Below are 16,502 nucleotides of genomic sequence, written 5' to 3'. Positions count from 1 at the left end.
TGGACGTCGCTCACGGGATGGCTACGAGCGATGGTCAATTGAGTGCGGCTGCCCCAATTGAATGTATCGGACCGGGAGACGCTTTTGCTAGGCGACGGCTGCGTCGTGCAACTTGAGCGACTGAAGCGTCAGCACCTCGGTCAAGCGCAGATGTTCCGTCATCAGGTCGGTGGCGAGTTTCACATCCCGGCCAAGAATGGCTTTGGCCAGTGCCGAATGTTCGGCGCGCAGATCACGATCCGCCCGCGACATTCGCGCATTGATGCGGCGATAGCGTTCGCCCTGGACGAAGAGTTGGTCGCGGATTCGCAGCAGCCAGGGACTGTCGCAGGCCGCCACTAAAGTGGCATGGAATTTCGCGTGGGCGATCATCCAGTCGTCGCCCAGGTCGTGAATGTCATGGGGCGTATGCGAGAGTTCATGATCGGCTGCGACAATGGCAGCCTCCCATTTGAGGCCGCCGAGTTTCATCGCGCGGTGCACGCATTTCAGTTCGATGTCGATTCTGACGGCCGTCAAATCCGAAACGTCGGCGGCATTGATGGGCGCCACACGGAAACCCCGCTGGGGCTCCGCAATAACCAGCGCCTCGGCGGAGAGACGCGAAAGAGCCTCCCGTACAACGCTCGGGCTGACCCCAAGATATTGAGCCAGATCTTGAATTTTCAGCTTTCCGCCAGCCGGCAAGCGGCCGGCCAGGATGTCCGAGCGAAGTCGAACATAGGCTGAAACGGTAAGGCTGGTCGCGTCTTGGGGCATCCTGCCATTTCCACAAGGATTCGAAGGAATACAACATAGATCCAAAAATATCTTTTTTCTATTGACCGTACGATATTCTTCTGTACCGTTCCATTATCGAACTAAACGATTAACACGAAAAAAATCCGGAGGAATTCAATGGCCACACCAACCGAGTTGGTTACCGTCAGTCGGGAGGGCGATCTCGTTACCCTGACGATGACTTTCGCTCCCTATAATCTCGTGGCAAAGCCGCTGCTGACTGCGCTCCTGGACGCAGTCGAAAAGGCTCATAAGGAGGGCGCGCGCGCCATTATCCTTCGCAGCGGGTTGCGACACTTCTCCGCCGGTGCCGAAATAGAACTATTCGACAATCGCGGCGAACGGCTGCCTGAAATTGATGTGTGCGCCTGCCTGGATGCGCTCGAACAGGTCCCGGTGCCGATCATCGCGAGCATGCACGGATTGGCCCTCGGTGGCGGATTCGAGCTGGCGCTGGCCTGCGACATCATCGTTGCCGCGGACTCCGCGAAGGCCGGCATGGTCGAAGTGACGCTGGGCCTGCATCCGCTGATGGGCGCCATACAACGTGTGGCATCGCGCGCCGGCGTGGCGCGCGCCAGGGAAATGGCTCTGTTCGGCCGTCGCTATGATGCGGCGACGCTGGAGCGCTGGAATATCGTCAATCGCGTCGTGCCCGAAGCCCAGCTTGAAGAAACGACGCGGATCCTCGCGCTCGAGCTCGCGATGGGTCCGACCGTAGCGCATGGCGCCACCAAACGACTGATCCGGGAATATATGGATGAGAGCGTCGTGAAAGCCGACCGCGCAATGGCTGACGCCCAGCGTCCAATCTTTCAGAGCAACGATCTCGTCGTCGGCCTCAAGGCCTTCCGCGAGTCCGGGCCTGGTCACGCCATCTTCTCCGGCCGCTAAGGGACATCGTCATGACAACTCGTGCCCCCCTTGCCGGAATCAAGGTCGTCGACTTCTCGCGCGTCCTTGCTGGTCCCCATTGTACCAGGGCCCTGTCGGACCTTGGCGCCGACGTGATCAAGATCGAGCCGCCGCGCGGCGACATCTCACGGTACGCACTGCCTGGCGACGAAACCGCGAGCATGTCCTACTACTATATCCAACAGAACGTCGGGAAACGGAACATCAGCATCGACCTTAACTTCCCCGAGGGGCGAGAAGTCGTGCGCAGGATGTGCGATAGCGCCGACATCATCGTTGAGAATTTTCGTGCCGGGACATTGAAATTCTTCGGCCTCGATTATGAATCCGTCGCCGCGCGCAACCCGAAAGTTATCTACGCTTCGATCAGCGGCTACGGCCAGGGCAGCGCGCTGTCACACCGCAGCGCCTACGCGCCGACCGTCCATGCCGAAATCCGGCTTTGTCGGGGGAATGATCGACCATCTCGGCGAGGATCTCACGGTCAAGCGGCACGATGCCTATTCGCATGCCGATATTTATACGGGCCTAGAAGCGATCATCGGCATTTTGGCAGCACTGCATCACCGCGACCAAACAGGCGAGGGCCAATATGTCGACATCGCGATGGCCGCCACTATGCTTGCCGTCAATGAGCGGGTGCACGCCGATCTCTCCGACGTGGATCTCGGCGCCGAACCGGCGGCGCTCGGACCTGCTGACTCGCCGTTCTTCAAGACAAGCTACGGTGACGTCATCACAATCGCGACCAGTGTCGTCAGCAGCCTGACGTTTCCGAATTACATCGCGGCGATGCGTCGCCCCGACCTCGCTTCAGATCCCAGATTTGCCACGCCGGCGGCGCGCCGGAAGAATCTCAACGCCCTTTACGAGATCATCCAGCAGTGGATTCTTTCCTTTGCCACGGCCGGCGAACTCGATGCCCAGCTCGACGAAGTGAAGCTGGCGTTCGGCGTGGTCCGCTCGGTCAAGGACTTCGCCGGTTCGGATTGGGTCAAATGGTGGGGCGCGATAGAGGAGGTTACCGACCGTCGCGGCAAGGCTGTCAGAATCCCCGGCAAGCCCTGGCGCTTCTCAAAGACGCCGCTGGCCGCTGCGCGCGAAGCCGCGTTTCGCGGCGAACACAACGTCGAAGTGATGAAGGAATACGGCTATTCCGATCAGGAGATTGCTGCCCTCACCAATTCGGGCGTGCTGTTGACGAACATTCCGCCGCGACCCTCGCCGTCGATAGAAGCATCCGCGGCGCCCGGTAGTGACGATGTCCTGAAACAGGCGTCCTAGCCGCGCCGAAGCCAACTAGCCAAAAAGATGCGGGAGGGAAATCATGTCGCTGTCTTCGGAACAAACGCGAAAAATCCTGTCTAATCCGTCTTTTCGTGAGCTGACCGCCGCACGGGCGCGGTTGCGGTGGGGGCTCTCGATCGCCACGTTGCTGATGTTCTTCGGCTTCATCGGACTGATCTCAGCGGCGTCGTCAGCGCTCGGGAAGAGCATGGCAGGCGGAGTCGTTCCGTTGGGCATGGCGATCGCGCTTGGCATGATCGCCTCGGTCGTTGCGCTGACCGGTTACTATGTACGCCGTTCCAACACGTACTTCGACGGCTTGACACAGCTCGTTCGCCAGGAGTGTGGCCGATGATCATGCGCATTCTGCTGGCGGCTATCGCGGCGACAGTTTCCTTTTCCGCGCATGCGCAGGCGACCGCTGTTGTAGCGGGGCGAGATCTCAATTGGGTTGCCATCGGCATGTTCCTGTTGATCGTCGCCGTCACGCTCCTCATCACGTATCGATCGGCTGGTCGAACCAAATCGAAGGCGGACTTCTATACGGCGGGACATGAGATCACGCCGCTCCAGAACGGCCTGGCGATTGCGGGGGATTTCCTCTCGGCCGCGGCTTTTCTTGGTATCTCGGCGCTGATCTATGCGACCGGCTTTGATGGCCTCATCTATGCGTTGGGCTTCTTGACGGGTTGGCCGATCGTGCTGTTCATGATGTCGGAGCGATTGCGTAACCTCGGCAGTTACACGTTCGCCGACGCAGCGTCGTTTCGTCTTGATCGCACCTCGGTTCGTTTGGTCGCCGCCACGGGTAGTCTCGTGGTCGTGCTGTTTTACCTGATCGCGCAGATGATCGGCGCCGGCAAGGTTATTCAGCTTCTGTTCGGCGTGAACTATCTGTTCGCAGTCATTGGTGTCGGACTTCTGATGATCGTCTATGTGGCTGTCGGCGGCATGCAGGCTACCACCTGGGTTCAGATCACCAAGGCGCTGCTGCTGCTGATTGGCGGCACCTTGATGGCGCTGGTGGTGTTGTGGCGCTTCGATTTCAGCCTTGGACGCCTTTTCGCCGAGGCGAGCCGGGTCCACCCCAAAGGTGCAGCAATTCTCTCTCCCGGCGGGCTGTTCGCCGAGCCGGTTTCCGCGATCTCGCTTGGACTCGCGCTGGTGTTCGGGACCGCTGGATTGCCGCATATCCTGATGCGGTTCTTCACCGTCAAGGATTCCGCAGGTGCAAGGAAGTCGGTTTTCTATGCAACGACCTGCGTGGCTTACTTCTGCTTGGTCATCCCGCTGTTCGGCTTTGCCGCGATGGTGGTCCTTATGCCGGATGCGAGCTTCTTCAACGCCGGATTGGGTGGCCAGTTCAACAAGGTCACCGATCTGATCGGCGGCCCCAATATGGCGGCCGTCCACCTGGCGGGCGCACTCGGCGGACCGATCCTGCTTGGGTTTATCTCGGCCGTCGCGTTTGCCACCATTCTCGCCGTGGTGGCCGGATTGACGCTCGCAGGGGCGTCCGCAGTGAGCCACGATATTTATGGTCAGGTGATTGCGAGGGGTCACGCTCAGGAGGCACGTGAAGTGATGGTTGCTAAGATCGCCGCGGTCGCAATCGGCATCGTCGCGGTTGGCCTTGCCATCATTTTCGAGAACCAGAATGTCGCGTTCATGGCGGGGTTAGCGCTTTCGGTCGCGGCAAGCTGCAATTTTCCTGTGCTGGCGATGGCGATCTTCTGGCGCGGTACTACCACGCGCGGCGCGGTTGCCGGCGGCCTGGTCGGCCTATTCAGCTCACTCGTGTTCGTCGTGCTGAGCAAAACAGTCTGGGTCGCGGTGTTCCATTTCGCGGTACCGTTGTTTCCCTACGACAATCCGGCGCTCTTCTCGATGCCGCTTGCATTCCTGACGATATGGCTCGGTTCGCTGAGCGACAGAACAGCCCGTGCCGCGGCCGAGCGGCGCGCGTTTGATGCTCAGTTTGTGCAATCGGAGATCGGCATCGGCCTCTCTGAAGGCAACAACGTGCTGGCGGGAGTTGCACGATGAACGCCAACATCGACGAGACCCACGATCCGGCGCGCCGCAGTTTTGTGTCGTCCGCCAACGATCCCTCCGGCGACTTCCCCATCCAGAATCTGCCGCTCGGTGTCTTCAGCCGTGGCAAGGACGGAAAACGATCCGCGGGGGTTGGGATCGGCGACCAGATCCTCGATCTTCATTCGGCGCACAGGGGCGGTCTCCTGCCGGCAGAAATTCCCGAGTGGACTGTCGCCGACTCCTCGCTCAACTCGCTGTTTGCGTTGGGACCTCGCGCGTTACACACCTTACGAAAGGCAATCAGTGCCGCGCTTGACGCGGGTTCAAGCGGTGAAGCTGCGCGCCGCCGTGCGTCTGACCTGCTGGTCCCACTGAGCGCTTGCACGATGTTTCGTCCGACCGCGGTGCCGAACTACACGGATTTTTATGCCGGCTTACATCACGCGAAGGCGGCGGGCGCACTTCTCACGCCGGAAAATCCGCTCCCCGCCAACTACAAATGGGTGCCGATTGCCTATCACGGACGGGCGTCTTCGGTGCAAGTCGGGCAGGGTGTTGTTCGCCGACCCATTGGACAGCGGACGCCATCGGTGGACGGAGGCAGTCCTGGCTTTGGTCCGTGCGATCGGCTCGATTTCGAATTGGAGATGGGGTTCTATCTCAGTGGCGGCAACGAGCTCGGAAGTCCCATCCCGATTGAACGCGCAAGCGAACAGATTGTCGGTTATTCACTTCTCAACGATTGGTCGGCGAGGGACGTCCAGCGCTGGGAGATGTACCCACTCGGACCATTCCTCAGCAAGAGTTTCGCAACGTCTGTCTCGCCGTGGGTTGTCACCGCGGACGCATTGGCGCCATTCCGCATTCCGGCGATGGTTCGTCCTCACGGGGACCCTCAGCCATTGAAATATCTGCTCGACGATGATGATCAGAAAAGTGGCGGGCTGGACATAAGCCTGAAGGTGTTTCTCACGACCGAAAAGATGCGGGCTGCAGGGGACGTTCCGGTCGAAATTCTCAACTCGAACGCCAAGTATCTATATTGGACACCGGCGCAGATGGTTGCTCACCACACGATCAATGGATGCAACCTTCTGCCGGGGGATCTGATCGGCACCGGCACGATCTCCGGACCGACCGACGCTGAATTAAGCAGCATGCTCGAATTCACCTCTGCCGGAGCCCGCCCTATTACGCTTCCCAACGGAGAGCGTCGCGGCTTTCTGCTCGACGGCGACGAGATCAGATTTGGGGGGCGCTGCAGCCGCGAGGGCTTTGCATCCATCGGCTTCGGAGTGTGCGTCGGAACGATTGCGGCATCTCACCAGACGGAGCTTGAAAGCAGGGCGGCCTGATCCGTGCGTGTTAAGCGAAGAGTCGCCCCTCGAGCGATCCGCTCCGAGCGGGTTGGGTACTGCCCGGAAGACGGCAGAACAATAGCTAGGAGAGGAACTGTCATGGAAAATTGCCACATGATCGCATACGCCATGATCACGATGCCGGACATCGACATGGAAGAGGTCCAGTTTGGGCAACTTCTCGTCGTTCTCGTAGCCTTATCGGTCGCCATGGTGGGCCGCTTGGCTGCGTTTGTCTTCTGAGCCCCTCGTGATGCGGTCGATATCGCCGCAGGGCTCACGCAAAACTCGGCAAGCAAGTGTAGGAGGATAAATTGCGGCCCGCGGGGCGCTACCGAAGCACAGCCTATGCTTGCCTGGTTTATTCCGACCATCAGGAATGGATCGGCAAGATGATTATAGTCGCGCAAGGTCAACGAACTTCCCGCCTAAGCAGGGTGGTGCAATTCCAGACCCTGTATTCGAAGGTCATAAAAGAAACAGCCGGATCTGCTCAACTGAGGTGCCGGCCAGCAATAATCTTGTTCGGAGGATCGCATGAACGTCCAAACTTCCCCTGGAGAAGTCAGCCAGAACGCGCTGGCCGCCGGAGAGCGGCTGGTCCGAGAGGACCTCGCTGTCCTGTATCATGTCTTTTTTGATCTAGGCTGGTGCGAACACATCTACAATCACATCACGGCTCGCGTGCCGGGTCCCGAGAAGCACTTTCTGATCAATTCGTTCGGGCTGGCGTACAACGAAGTCACGGCTTCCAATCTCATCAAGATCGATCTTGATGGGAATAAAGTTGTGGACGTTCCGGGTCGCGTCAACGCGCCGGGGTTCACAATCCATTCTTCGGTTCATGCCGCGCGCGATGACGCCCATTTCATCGCCCACACGCACACGACGGCCGGAGTGGCCGTTGCTTGCACGGATGAGGGGCTCTCGCATCACAGCTTCTACGGCGCGATGCTTTACGACCAAATCGCGTATCACGATTTCGAGGGCATTTCGACGGATCTCGGCGAGCGCGAGCGCCTTGTCAAATCGCTCGGCAACAAGAACTACATGATCCTGAGACATCATGGGCTACTAACCTGCGGAAGGACTGCCGCGGAGGCGCTATTCCGCATGACGGTCTTGCAACGCGCATGCGAGGTGCAGCTCGCAGCTGCAACGTTCGGGAAAGGCTGGCGGCCTTTGCCCGAAGAGATTCTGCGCCGTACGACGCGTCAGATGCAAAGCGAGGTTGCGAAGGGCTTCGACGAGAAGACCGCCTTTGGGCAAGATTCGTTCGAAGCTTATCGGCGCGCATTGGACGCGAGGGGGTCGCGTTACAAGGACTAAGAGCGGTACCGGCGCGGTTCGCTGAATGGACCGTGAGGAATGCTGGCCGGACCAAGCGCTCCACCTGATCAAGGCGGTGCAGATCCATGGCGGTCGGCTACATCTGGGAGTGTAGCGCATTGAAGGGCGCCCATTCCATTCAGCTCTGCGACACGAATCGTACGCCGCTGCTGTTCCTGCAGAACATTACCGGTTTCATGGTCGGCCGCGAGTACGAGCGGCGCGGTATCACCAAGGATGGGCTCAAGCTCACTATGGCGGTTTCCGGCGCCGCAGTGCCGAAGCTCACCGTGAACTGTAACGGTTCCTACGGCGCAGGAACGTATGGCATGTCAAGACGTGCGTTCGATCCGCGATTCATGTTCACATGGCCGCAAGTCCAGATTTCCGTGATGTTCGAGGAACAAGCTGCTGGCGTTCTCACCGAGATCAAAGCCAAGAAGTTCGCGCGCGAGCAACTTGTCAACCGTGTCAACCAGTTTTTGGGGCGCGCTTGTGCCGTAGGGGCGGGGGCCCGGGAAGGACCCGAGGGCTTGGGGCAGACTGCATGGGCGGAAAAGTGTCGGCCCAGGATCCGAAAGCGGACGCGCAGCACGTCACCCGCTTTGGTCGGCTAAGGGCTAAAACTGCGGGTTCACCCATGCCTTAGGCAAGATCCGATCTAACCCGCAACGCGGACGTCACCGGCGAGCGTCTTCAGTAGCGGCACCGGTCCCAGCGGTCGCGTAACTCATCATCTCGTCCTGAATCCATCTTGAAAGTCGTCGAACATCCTCACGCGCACGAACATGCGGCGCGATCCAAAGATGCAGCTTATGCAGCCCAGGGATGAACCCGAAAGGAGCGACCAAATGACCTCGCTCGATCTGGTCCGCGACCAGGATGCGAGGTGCGACCGCAACGCCCAAGCCGTAGGATGCCGCCTGGATGAGCAGATAATGATGCTCGTACGTCTCCTGCACCTGGAGGTTCAGGTCCGATCGGCCAATCGCGGCGAGCCACTCGGCCCATGCACCGGTGCGCGTCATCGTGCCGAGGATGTGCGCCCGCACGAGATCAGCGGGTTCGTGCAGGTCCAGTCGGTCGGCATAGTCTGCGTGGCAGATAGGACCGACTTCCTCGTGTAGCAGCGGCCTGACGATGACATCCTCCGGCGCGCGGTAGGTGCTGAGGCGGATTGCCAGGCTCACCTCGCCCCGGACGAAATCCACCGCGCCGTAGTTGATGTTGAGGCGAACTTCGATTGCAGGATTGTCGCGCTTGAACGTCCTGAGACGGGGAATGAGCCAGTTCATCGCAATCGTCGCGGAGCACGACAGCGTCAGTGGCCCCGGTGCGAGGCGTGCAACGCCCTGATGCATAAGCTCGAAGGCCTGTCCCAAATTGACGGCAAGTTGCGAACCCGCCGGAGTCGGCGCGACTGACTTGGGCAAGCGGAGCAGCAGCGGAAGGCCGAACAGCGCCTCCAACTCGCGGATATGCCGGCTGACGGCCCCGTGCGTGACGCCGAGTTCAGTTGCCGCTCGCGACATGCTGCCCAACCTTACGGTCGTCTCGAAGGCGCGAAGGGCATTCAAGGGCAGGCGAGGCAGTGGCATGACCCGGATCTCAGCATCCTCTGTGAGGAAAACTCACACCATCCTGCGCCGATTTGCAATGTCGCAGACCGGGCGCGGGATGTAGGTTCGCCGCCAATCAAGAAAAATATACCTTATCGAAGCGGGAGTTACGCCATGGCGGAGTGGATGAACGACAAGTTGTCGGCGTCTCCGGACCTCTTATCCAGCGGTCCGAGTCGGAGCAGCGGCAGGCGACCGCTCCCCTGTATCCTGCGAACGGCGCGCGTGTGATCTGCGCCCTCATTCGGCCAACCCGGCCCCAAGAGAACCTGTGACGTCGCCGACCCAACCACCGCGTCCGCGCTCGTCAGCCGCCTCGCCCTGAAACACCGCGACATCGGCGCCCTGCGCAATGATGTCGTCTGGGGCACGGCCTCAATCACAAACGAGCCCAGCACCGAGGCCATTTCGTCAGGAAAGACCATGCTGTCCGATCGCTTTGAAGCTGACTATCTGCTCGAAACTGCTATCGCACCCGAACGGGCGGCCGAGATCATGGCCGGGGAGCAGTCGAGCGGGACCTTTGTCGCGGTCCCGGGTGAGACGCCCGAACTCAAGGAGCGATCGGCTGCCCGCGTGACCCGGCTCGTGGTCGTTGACGAGTCGGTAGCAGCGCGCTCCCTCCCGTCGGCGCTCCCGCCGAAGCCCGGCGAGCGCGTCACCCGGGCGCTTGTCACCCTTTCATGGCCATTGGCTACCATCGGCCCCTCGCTGCCGAACCTCGTCGCGACCGTGGCCGGCAACCTGTTCGAGCTGAAGGATGTCAGCGGCCTGCGCCTGCTTGACATCCGCCTGCCTGCCGCCTTCGGCGCCGCCTATGCCGGTCCCCGCTTTGGGGTCGAGGGCTCGCGGCGGCTGGCCGACGTTCACGGCCGCCCGCTGATCGGCACCATCATCAAGCCAAGCGTTGGCCTCGATGCCGAGGGGACAGCGGCCATGGTCGAGGATCTCTGCAAGGCCGGAATCGACTTCATCAAAGACGACGAACTGCAATCAGATGGGCCCGACTGCCCGTTCGACCAGCGGGTCCGGGCCGTGATGCGCGTCATCAACGATCATGCGGACCGTACCGGCAAGAAGGTGATGTACGCCTTCAATCTGACGGGCGAGCTCGATCAAATGCGCTGCCGCCACGATCTCGTCCGGGATCTCGGCGGCACGTGCATCATGGCAAGCCTCAACTCGGTGGGCCTTGTTGGCATGATTGAGCTCCGCCGCTTCTCGGAGTTGCCAATTCACGCCCACCGCAACGGCTGGGGCTATCTGTCCCGCCACCCGCTGCTCGGCTGGTCCTACGTCGCCTGGCAGAAGCTCTGGCGTCTCGCCGGCGCCGACCACATGCACGTGAACGGTCTGCAAAACAAGTTCTCTGAGGACGATGACAGCGTGATCGCCTCGGCGCGGGCATGCCTGACGCCGATGTTCGATGACAAGCCGTGTACGGTGTTGCCGGTATTCTCCTCCGGGCAATCGGCGCGGCAGGTGCCCGGGACGTACGCGGGCCTGAACTCTACGGACCTGATCGTGACGGCCGGCGGCGGCATCATTGCCCATCCCGACGGGCCTGCGGCCGGCGTGAGGGCCATGCGCGAGGCTTGGAACGCAACGATCGCAGGTATCCCTCTCGAGGAGCGTGCAAGGACGCATCCTGAACTCGGCGCCGCCCTGGAGATGAAGGCGTGAGCCCGCACCGTCCCCTGCCGAAAGGGCCCCTCTTGGCGTTCTACGGCGACGACTACACCGGGTCTTCGGCTGCAATGGAGGCATTCGCCTTTGCCGGGTTAGACACCGTACTGTTCCTCGCCCCACCGACGCCGGAGCGACTGCAGGCCTTCGGCTCCTACCGCGGCATCGGTATTGCCGGCGTGGCACGCTCCCGTGGCCCCGTCTGGATGGACCAAAACCTGCCGCCTGTCTTCGAGCTGCTGCGTTCGCTTGGCACGCCCGTCGTGCACTACAAGGTCTGCTCGACCTTCGACTCCGCCCCTCACATTGGCTCGATTGGGCGGGCCATCGACATAGCGGCACGATTGTTCAACGGCTGGATCCCGATGCTCGTGGCCGACCCCGCGATGGGGCGATACCAGAGCCACGGCCACCTCTTCGCGCTCGCCCAAGGCAAGGGATACAGGCTCGACCGTCACCCGACCATGTCGAAGCACCCGGTGACGCCGATGGACGAGTCTGACCTCGGCCGTCACCTCGCCAAGCAGACCGACAAGCCTGTCGATCTCGTCGATTTTGTCGCGATGAAGCGCGGTCAAGCCGATGCGCGCCTCGCCGAGGCCCTCGCTTTTCGGCGCCAGAATCGTCTCACTCGACGTGCTGGACGAGGAGACGCTGGTTGAGGCAGGCCGTCTCGTCTGGGAGCGTGGCGGCGCACAAGTGTTTGCCGTGGGCTCGCAGGGCCTTGAAGCTGCCCTGGCAGCCTACTGGCGCAAATCGGGACTTCTGCCCGAGAGGAAGCTCACGTCTCCGGTCGGGAGCGTTGAACGCATCGCCTGCGTGTCGGGCTCGGTCTCACCGGTCACGGCGAGCCAGATTGCACATTCCATCATCCATGGCTTCAGCGGCATCCGCATCGACGCTACCAAGGCCGTCGACGAGCCCGCATGGCAGAACGAAATCGGGCGCGTAACCCGCGAGGCGCTGCGTGCACTCTCGGAAGGCAGCAACCCGCTCGTATTCACCGCGAGAGGCCCGGATGATCCGGCCGTTGCCGCTTTGCGGCAGGCGGTGAAGACCGCAGGCATCTCGGCCGAGACCGTGAACGACCACATCGGCACCGGACTAGGCCGCATCCTCGACGCGGTGGTGCGCGAGGCGAAGTTGACGCGGGCGGTCATCTCCGGCGGCGACACATCGAGCCACGCGGCCTCGATGCTGGGGATCGACGCGCTCACCGCCATCGCTCCCGTCGCGCCGGGCTCGCCGCTCTGCCGGGCCCATTCCACCAATCCCGCGCGCGACGGACTGCAGATTGCCCTCAAGGGCGGGCAGGTCGGCGGAGACGATTTCTTCTGCGCCGTGCGCGACGGAACATCGCAACGAAGTTGAACGACCGGCAACAACCCCGGAGGAGGACAGATGAGACTACAGGGAAAAATCGCACTGGTGACCGGCGGGGCTCGCGGCATCGGCCTTGCAATCGCCAAAGCCTTCGTCGCCGAAGGCGCGACGCCAGTCATCGCCGACATCAACACGCAGGGTGCCCGACAGGCCCTGGAAGCGCTTGGCGCATCCGACGGGCTCGCCCTTGAGGCGGACGTGGCCGACGTGACCTCGGTCCAAGAGATGGTGCAGGCCATCATCGATCGTTACGGCCGCATCGACATCCTCGTAAACAATGCCGGGATCGGCGGAAACAGACCGTTCCTCGATATCAAGCCGGACGAATGGAATCGGACAATCTCGATCAATCTGAGCGGGGCATTCTTCGTGGCACAAGCCTGCGCTCGCGAGATGGTCAAGCACCGGAGCGGGAAGATCATCAACATCGCCTCTCTCTCCGGCCAGCGCGGAGGCCACGGCCGCGCCGCATACGGGGCGGCCAAGGCGGGTCTCGCGCTCCTTACCAAGGTCATGGCGGTGGAGCTCGCGGAGTACGGCATCAACGTCAACAACATCGCGCCCGGCGCCATCGAGACCGAGATGGCGAAGTTCGCGCACGACCAGGCGACGCGCGCCGCTTACAACTACCTGATCCCTATGACGCGCTACGGAACGCCCGAGGAGATAGCCGACGCTGCGGTTTTCCTCTGCTCCGATGAGAGCCGGTACGTTCACGGGCACACGCTGAACGTGGACGGGGGCTTCCGGGCCGCTGGTCTCATGTTTCGCGGCGACAAGGCCGTCCCATCAAGCTGATCGAGTTCGATACCCAACAAATAGGCAAAACCAGGAGCAAACATGTCCACGATCGTAACGCGCCGCGGCTTCGCCGCGCTTGTGGGAGGCACGGCCATCTCCGCTGCGCTACCCATCCGCTATGCAAAGGCCGCCGAGTTCGCTTTCAAGGTTGGCACGAACGTGCCGGAGTCGCATCCGCTCAATGTGTATCTCCGCAAGGCCGCCGAACTGATCAAGACAGAGACCGACGGCCGGTTTGAGATGCAGATCTTTCCAAACAACCAGCTCGGTGCAGACACGGGCATGCTGTCCCAGCTCCGCTCCGGCGCTCTCGAAGGATTCCTCAACTCCGGCGTCAACGTGCTTTCCACGATCGTGCCGTCCGTCGCGATCTCCGGCCTCGGGTTCGCATTCAAGGATTATCCGGCCCTGTGGAAGGCACTCGACGGCAAGCTCGGGGCGCACCTGCGCGAACAGATCACGAAGAGCGGCATCGTCGTGCACGAGAAAATCTGGGACAACGGCTTTCGTCAGATCACCACCAACACCAAGCCGATCAAAACTCCCGGCGATCTTAACGGCATGAAGATCCGCGTTCCCGTTAGCGCACTTTGGACGTCACTGTTCAAGTCGCTCGGCGCGGCCCCGACAGGATTGAACTTCGCCGAGGTCTACTCTGCACTCCAAACCAAGATCGTCGACGGGCAGGAAAACCCACCTGCGATCATCTCGGCGGCGAAGCTGTACGAGGTCCAGAAATACTGCTCGCTCACCAACCACATGTGGGATGGCTGGTGGTTCCTGATGAACCGCCGCGCCTGGAACCAAGTCCCGGCCAGCATGCAGGAAAATGTGGCCAAGATCATCAACAACGCCTGCATGGCCGAGCGCGACGAGGTCGCGCGACAGAACGTCTCGCTGATCAAGGACCTGACCGCCGCGGGAATGGTCTTCAACGAAGTCGACCCGGCACCGTTTCAGGAAACCCTTTCGAAGGCCGGATTCTATAGCGAGTGGCGTTCCAAGTTCGGCGACGACGCCTGGGGCATGCTCGAGGATGCAGTCGGCAAGCTCGCCTGAGCAGCCCGCTGTCGACGCCAGCTGCGATACGGAAGGCTCGGCTTGGGACCGAAGATGGGTCGGGTGTCCAACGCTGAGTTGCGAAGTCGCCGTAAAACGTCATTCGGCGCCCGTCCGATCATGATCTGACACAGAAAACGACGAACATGGAGGGAACGATGCTTTTCGAAGCCAAGAGTGCTGCCGTGTCCGGCATAGCCAACCCGCGCCCACACAGGTGGGGATAGTTGCCATGACCCAGGTACACGGATTGGAAACCCAATCAGCAGAGACAGCTCTGTCGCATACGAAATGGACGACATCGATAGATACCGTCCTCCGACTCCTGGTGGAGGTCCCGGCGGCGCTACTCGTCGTCGCTGAGATCATCGTCCTGCTCGCCGGTGTCATCAGTCGTTATGTTTTTCATCAGCCGATCATCTGGACGGATGAACTCGCCTCGACCCTGTTCCTGTGGCTGGCCATGCTCGGCTCCGTCGCAGCGTTCCACCGTAACGAGCACATGCGCATGACCGCCATCGTCGCCATGCTGCCGCCGCGGGCGTGGCCCTTTGTCGACGTCGTAGCCACTGCAGCGGCACTCGCGTTCCTGCTCCTGGTTGTCGAGCCATCCTACGAGTTCGCTGCCGAAGAGGGGTTCGTCACCACGCCGGCACTGGAAATCTCTGGCGTCTGGCGCGCGGCGGCACTGCCGGTCGGGATCGGCTTGATGACTGTCATGGCGCTGCTGCGTCTGGTGCGTTTCGGCAATTGGCGCATGGTTGTTGGAGCCGTTGCTCTCATTGCGGGAATGATCGCGGTTCTGATCGTGCTGCAGCCCGTGTTGCGCGGACTTGGCAACCTCAACCTGCTGATCTTCTTCGTCGGACTTCGTCGCCATCATGGTGTTCGCCGGAGTTCCGATCGCCTTCTCCTTCGCCCTGGCGACATTTGGCTACATCGCCCTGACCACCAGTACACCGACGATGGTCGTGGTGGGCCGGATGGACGAGGGCATGTCGCACATCATCCTGCTCGCGGTCCCGCTGTTCGTGTTTCTCGGCCTGCTCATCGAGATGACCGGAATGGCACGGGCCATGGTGGGCTTTCTGGCGAGCCTGCTAGGACATGTGCGAGGGGGATTACACTACGTGCTGGTCGGCGCGATGTATCTGGTCTCCGGTATCTCCGGATCGAAGGCGGCAGATATGGCGGCCGTCGCGCCTGTGCTTTTCCCCGAGATGCAAGATCGCGGCGCCAAGCCGGGCGACCTGGTAGCGCTTCTCTCGGCCACCGGCGCCCAGACCGAGACGATTCCGCCAAGCATCGTGCTGATCACCATCGGCTCCGTCACGGGAGTGTCCATCTCGGCCTTGTTCACGGGCGGGCGCTTCTGCCCGGATTGGTGCTCGGCCTCACTCTGTGCGGAGTGGTCTGGTGGCGCTATCGGAATGAAGACCTCAGCCATGTCAAACGGGCCAGCAAGCGCGAGATCGGGCGGACCTTCCTGATTGCCCTGCCGGCTATTGCTCTTCCATTCATCATTCGGGCAGCGGTCATCGAAGGCGTGGCCACAGCCACCGAGGTCTCGACGATCGGGATTGTCTACTCGGTCCTGGCCGGCCTGCTGATCTATCGTCGCTTCGATTGGCGTCGGGTCGGACCGATGCTCGTGGAAACCGCCGCACTCTCGGGGGCGATCCTGCTGATCATCGGCGCGGCGACAGGCATGGCCTGGGCGCTGACCCAGTCCGGATTCTCGAGCCTGCTGGCTTTGGCCATGACGGGGCTGCCCGGCGGTGCGGCGACATTTCTGGCGGTGTCGATCCTGGCCTTTATTGTCCTCGGCAGCGTTCTCGAAGGCATTCCGGCAATCGTGCTGTTCGGTCCGCTCATGTTCCCGATCGCCCACCAGGTGGGTGTGCACGAAGTGCATTACGCGATGGTGGTGATCCTGGCCATGGGAATCGGCCTGTTCGCGCCGCCGTTTGGCGTCGGCTACTACGCGGCCTGCGCGATCAGCCGTATTCATCCTGATCAAGGCATGAAGCCGATCATCGCGTACATCGCTGCGTTGGCGGTCGGGCTGATCGTGGTCGCGGCCGTACCATGGATCTCGACCGGTTTCCTGTGACGACATGATCAAGACGTTTTCAGCCTCTTGGGCTGAGCCGCCTTCCGGACGCCAACTGCTGCCGGGGAAGGCGGCTCTTGGGCACAAAGCGGACCGCTTGTCGCGCAGTAGTGGCGGGCGGTGGAGGAACCATCG

The 16,502-nt window shown here is 61.5% G+C and carries 15 protein-coding genes and 2 pseudogenes; 15 read left to right on the top strand and 2 right to left on the bottom strand.

The window, feature by feature from the left end; all coding sequences use genetic code 11:
- Nucleotides 1–87: 87 nt before the first annotated feature.
- Complete coding sequence (locus ACVWW1_RS14030) at nucleotides 88–759, bottom strand: GntR family transcriptional regulator (RefSeq protein WP_456656206.1); 672 nt, start codon at nucleotides 757–759, stop codon at nucleotides 88–90.
- Nucleotides 760–897: 138 nt separating this feature from the next.
- Between ACVWW1_RS14030 and ACVWW1_RS14025 the strand changes: the two genes are divergently transcribed.
- The 9 genes and pseudogenes from ACVWW1_RS14025 (at nucleotide 898) to ACVWW1_RS13985 (ending at nucleotide 8,323) form a co-directional block, all read left to right on the top strand.
- Nucleotides 898–1,674 (top strand): enoyl-CoA hydratase/isomerase family protein, encoded by a 777-nt coding sequence (locus tag ACVWW1_RS14025; protein WP_456656205.1) that lies wholly within the window; start codon nucleotides 898–900, stop codon nucleotides 1,672–1,674.
- Between the two features lie 11 nt (nucleotides 1,675–1,685).
- Nucleotides 1,686–2,081 (top strand): annotated as a pseudogene (locus ACVWW1_RS14020) (CoA transferase); the annotation flags it as partial.
- Nucleotides 2,082–2,121: 40 nt separating this feature from the next.
- Complete coding sequence (locus ACVWW1_RS14015) at nucleotides 2,122–2,979, top strand: CoA transferase (protein WP_456656204.1); 858 nt, start codon at nucleotides 2,122–2,124, stop codon at nucleotides 2,977–2,979.
- Between the two features lie 43 nt (nucleotides 2,980–3,022).
- Nucleotides 3,023–3,337, top strand: a complete 315-nt coding sequence (locus ACVWW1_RS14010; RefSeq protein ID WP_456656203.1) for a DUF485 domain-containing protein — start codon at nucleotides 3,023–3,025, stop codon at nucleotides 3,335–3,337.
- On the top strand, nucleotides 3,334–5,028 hold the full coding sequence (gene actP / locus ACVWW1_RS14005) for a cation/acetate symporter ActP (protein ID WP_456656202.1): 1,695 nt from the start codon (nucleotides 3,334–3,336) through the stop codon (nucleotides 5,026–5,028). Before ACVWW1_RS14010 ends, actP begins: the two co-directional genes overlap by 4 nt.
- A complete protein-coding gene (gene fahA, locus ACVWW1_RS14000) occupies nucleotides 5,025–6,374 on the top strand; it encodes a fumarylacetoacetase (RefSeq protein ID WP_456656201.1) in 1,350 nt (449 codons plus the stop codon). The genes actP and fahA overlap by 4 nt, the downstream gene beginning before the upstream one ends.
- Before the next feature lie 102 nt (nucleotides 6,375–6,476).
- Complete coding sequence (locus tag ACVWW1_RS13995) at nucleotides 6,477–6,620, top strand: hypothetical protein (RefSeq protein WP_456656200.1); 144 nt, start codon at nucleotides 6,477–6,479, stop codon at nucleotides 6,618–6,620.
- 294 nt (nucleotides 6,621–6,914) lie between these two features.
- On the top strand, nucleotides 6,915–7,706 hold the full coding sequence (locus ACVWW1_RS13990; RefSeq protein ID WP_456656199.1) for a class II aldolase/adducin family protein: 792 nt from the start codon (nucleotides 6,915–6,917) through the stop codon (nucleotides 7,704–7,706).
- Nucleotides 7,707–7,792: 86 nt separating this feature from the next.
- Nucleotides 7,793–8,323: a carboxyl transferase domain-containing protein gene (locus ACVWW1_RS13985; RefSeq protein WP_456656198.1), complete on the top strand. Its 531-nt coding sequence runs from the start codon at nucleotides 7,793–7,795 to the stop codon at nucleotides 8,321–8,323.
- 63 nt (nucleotides 8,324–8,386) lie between these two features.
- On the opposite strand, the gene ACVWW1_RS13980 is transcribed toward ACVWW1_RS13985, so the two are convergent.
- Nucleotides 8,387–9,304: a LysR substrate-binding domain-containing protein gene (locus ACVWW1_RS13980; protein ID WP_456656197.1), complete on the bottom strand. Its 918-nt coding sequence runs from the start codon at nucleotides 9,302–9,304 to the stop codon at nucleotides 8,387–8,389.
- A gap of 444 nt (nucleotides 9,305–9,748) precedes the next feature.
- On the opposite strand from ACVWW1_RS13980, the gene ACVWW1_RS13975 reads away from it, so the two are divergent.
- From ACVWW1_RS13975 to ACVWW1_RS13950, 6 genes and pseudogenes are all read left to right on the top strand, one after another.
- Nucleotides 9,749–11,008 (top strand): ribulose-bisphosphate carboxylase large subunit family protein, encoded by a 1,260-nt coding sequence (locus ACVWW1_RS13975; RefSeq protein ID WP_456656196.1) that lies wholly within the window; start codon nucleotides 9,749–9,751, stop codon nucleotides 11,006–11,008.
- 32 nt (nucleotides 11,009–11,040) lie between these two features.
- Complete coding sequence (locus tag ACVWW1_RS13970; protein WP_456656195.1) at nucleotides 11,041–11,673, top strand: four-carbon acid sugar kinase family protein; 633 nt, start codon at nucleotides 11,041–11,043, stop codon at nucleotides 11,671–11,673.
- On the top strand, nucleotides 11,648–12,382 hold the full coding sequence (locus ACVWW1_RS13965) for a four-carbon acid sugar kinase family protein (RefSeq protein WP_456656194.1): 735 nt from the start codon (nucleotides 11,648–11,650) through the stop codon (nucleotides 12,380–12,382). Before ACVWW1_RS13970 ends, ACVWW1_RS13965 begins: the two co-directional genes overlap by 26 nt.
- A 30-nt stretch (nucleotides 12,383–12,412) precedes the next feature.
- A complete protein-coding gene (locus ACVWW1_RS13960) occupies nucleotides 12,413–13,192 on the top strand; it encodes an SDR family NAD(P)-dependent oxidoreductase (protein WP_456656193.1) in 780 nt (259 codons plus the stop codon).
- 42 nt (nucleotides 13,193–13,234) lie between these two features.
- Nucleotides 13,235–14,254, top strand: coding sequence for a TRAP transporter substrate-binding protein (locus tag ACVWW1_RS13955; RefSeq protein ID WP_456656192.1), 1,020 nt, complete (start codon nucleotides 13,235–13,237; stop codon nucleotides 14,252–14,254).
- A 232-nt stretch (nucleotides 14,255–14,486) separates the two neighbouring features.
- Nucleotides 14,487–16,367: pseudogene (locus tag ACVWW1_RS13950) on the top strand (TRAP transporter large permease).
- The last annotated feature ends 135 nt before the right edge of the window (nucleotides 16,368–16,502 follow it).

It is taken from the genome of Bradyrhizobium sp. JR3.5, assembly GCF_054057015.1.
Note: the sequence above shows the minus strand (reverse complement) of the source record. Positions and strands in the feature narration are given on the sequence as shown.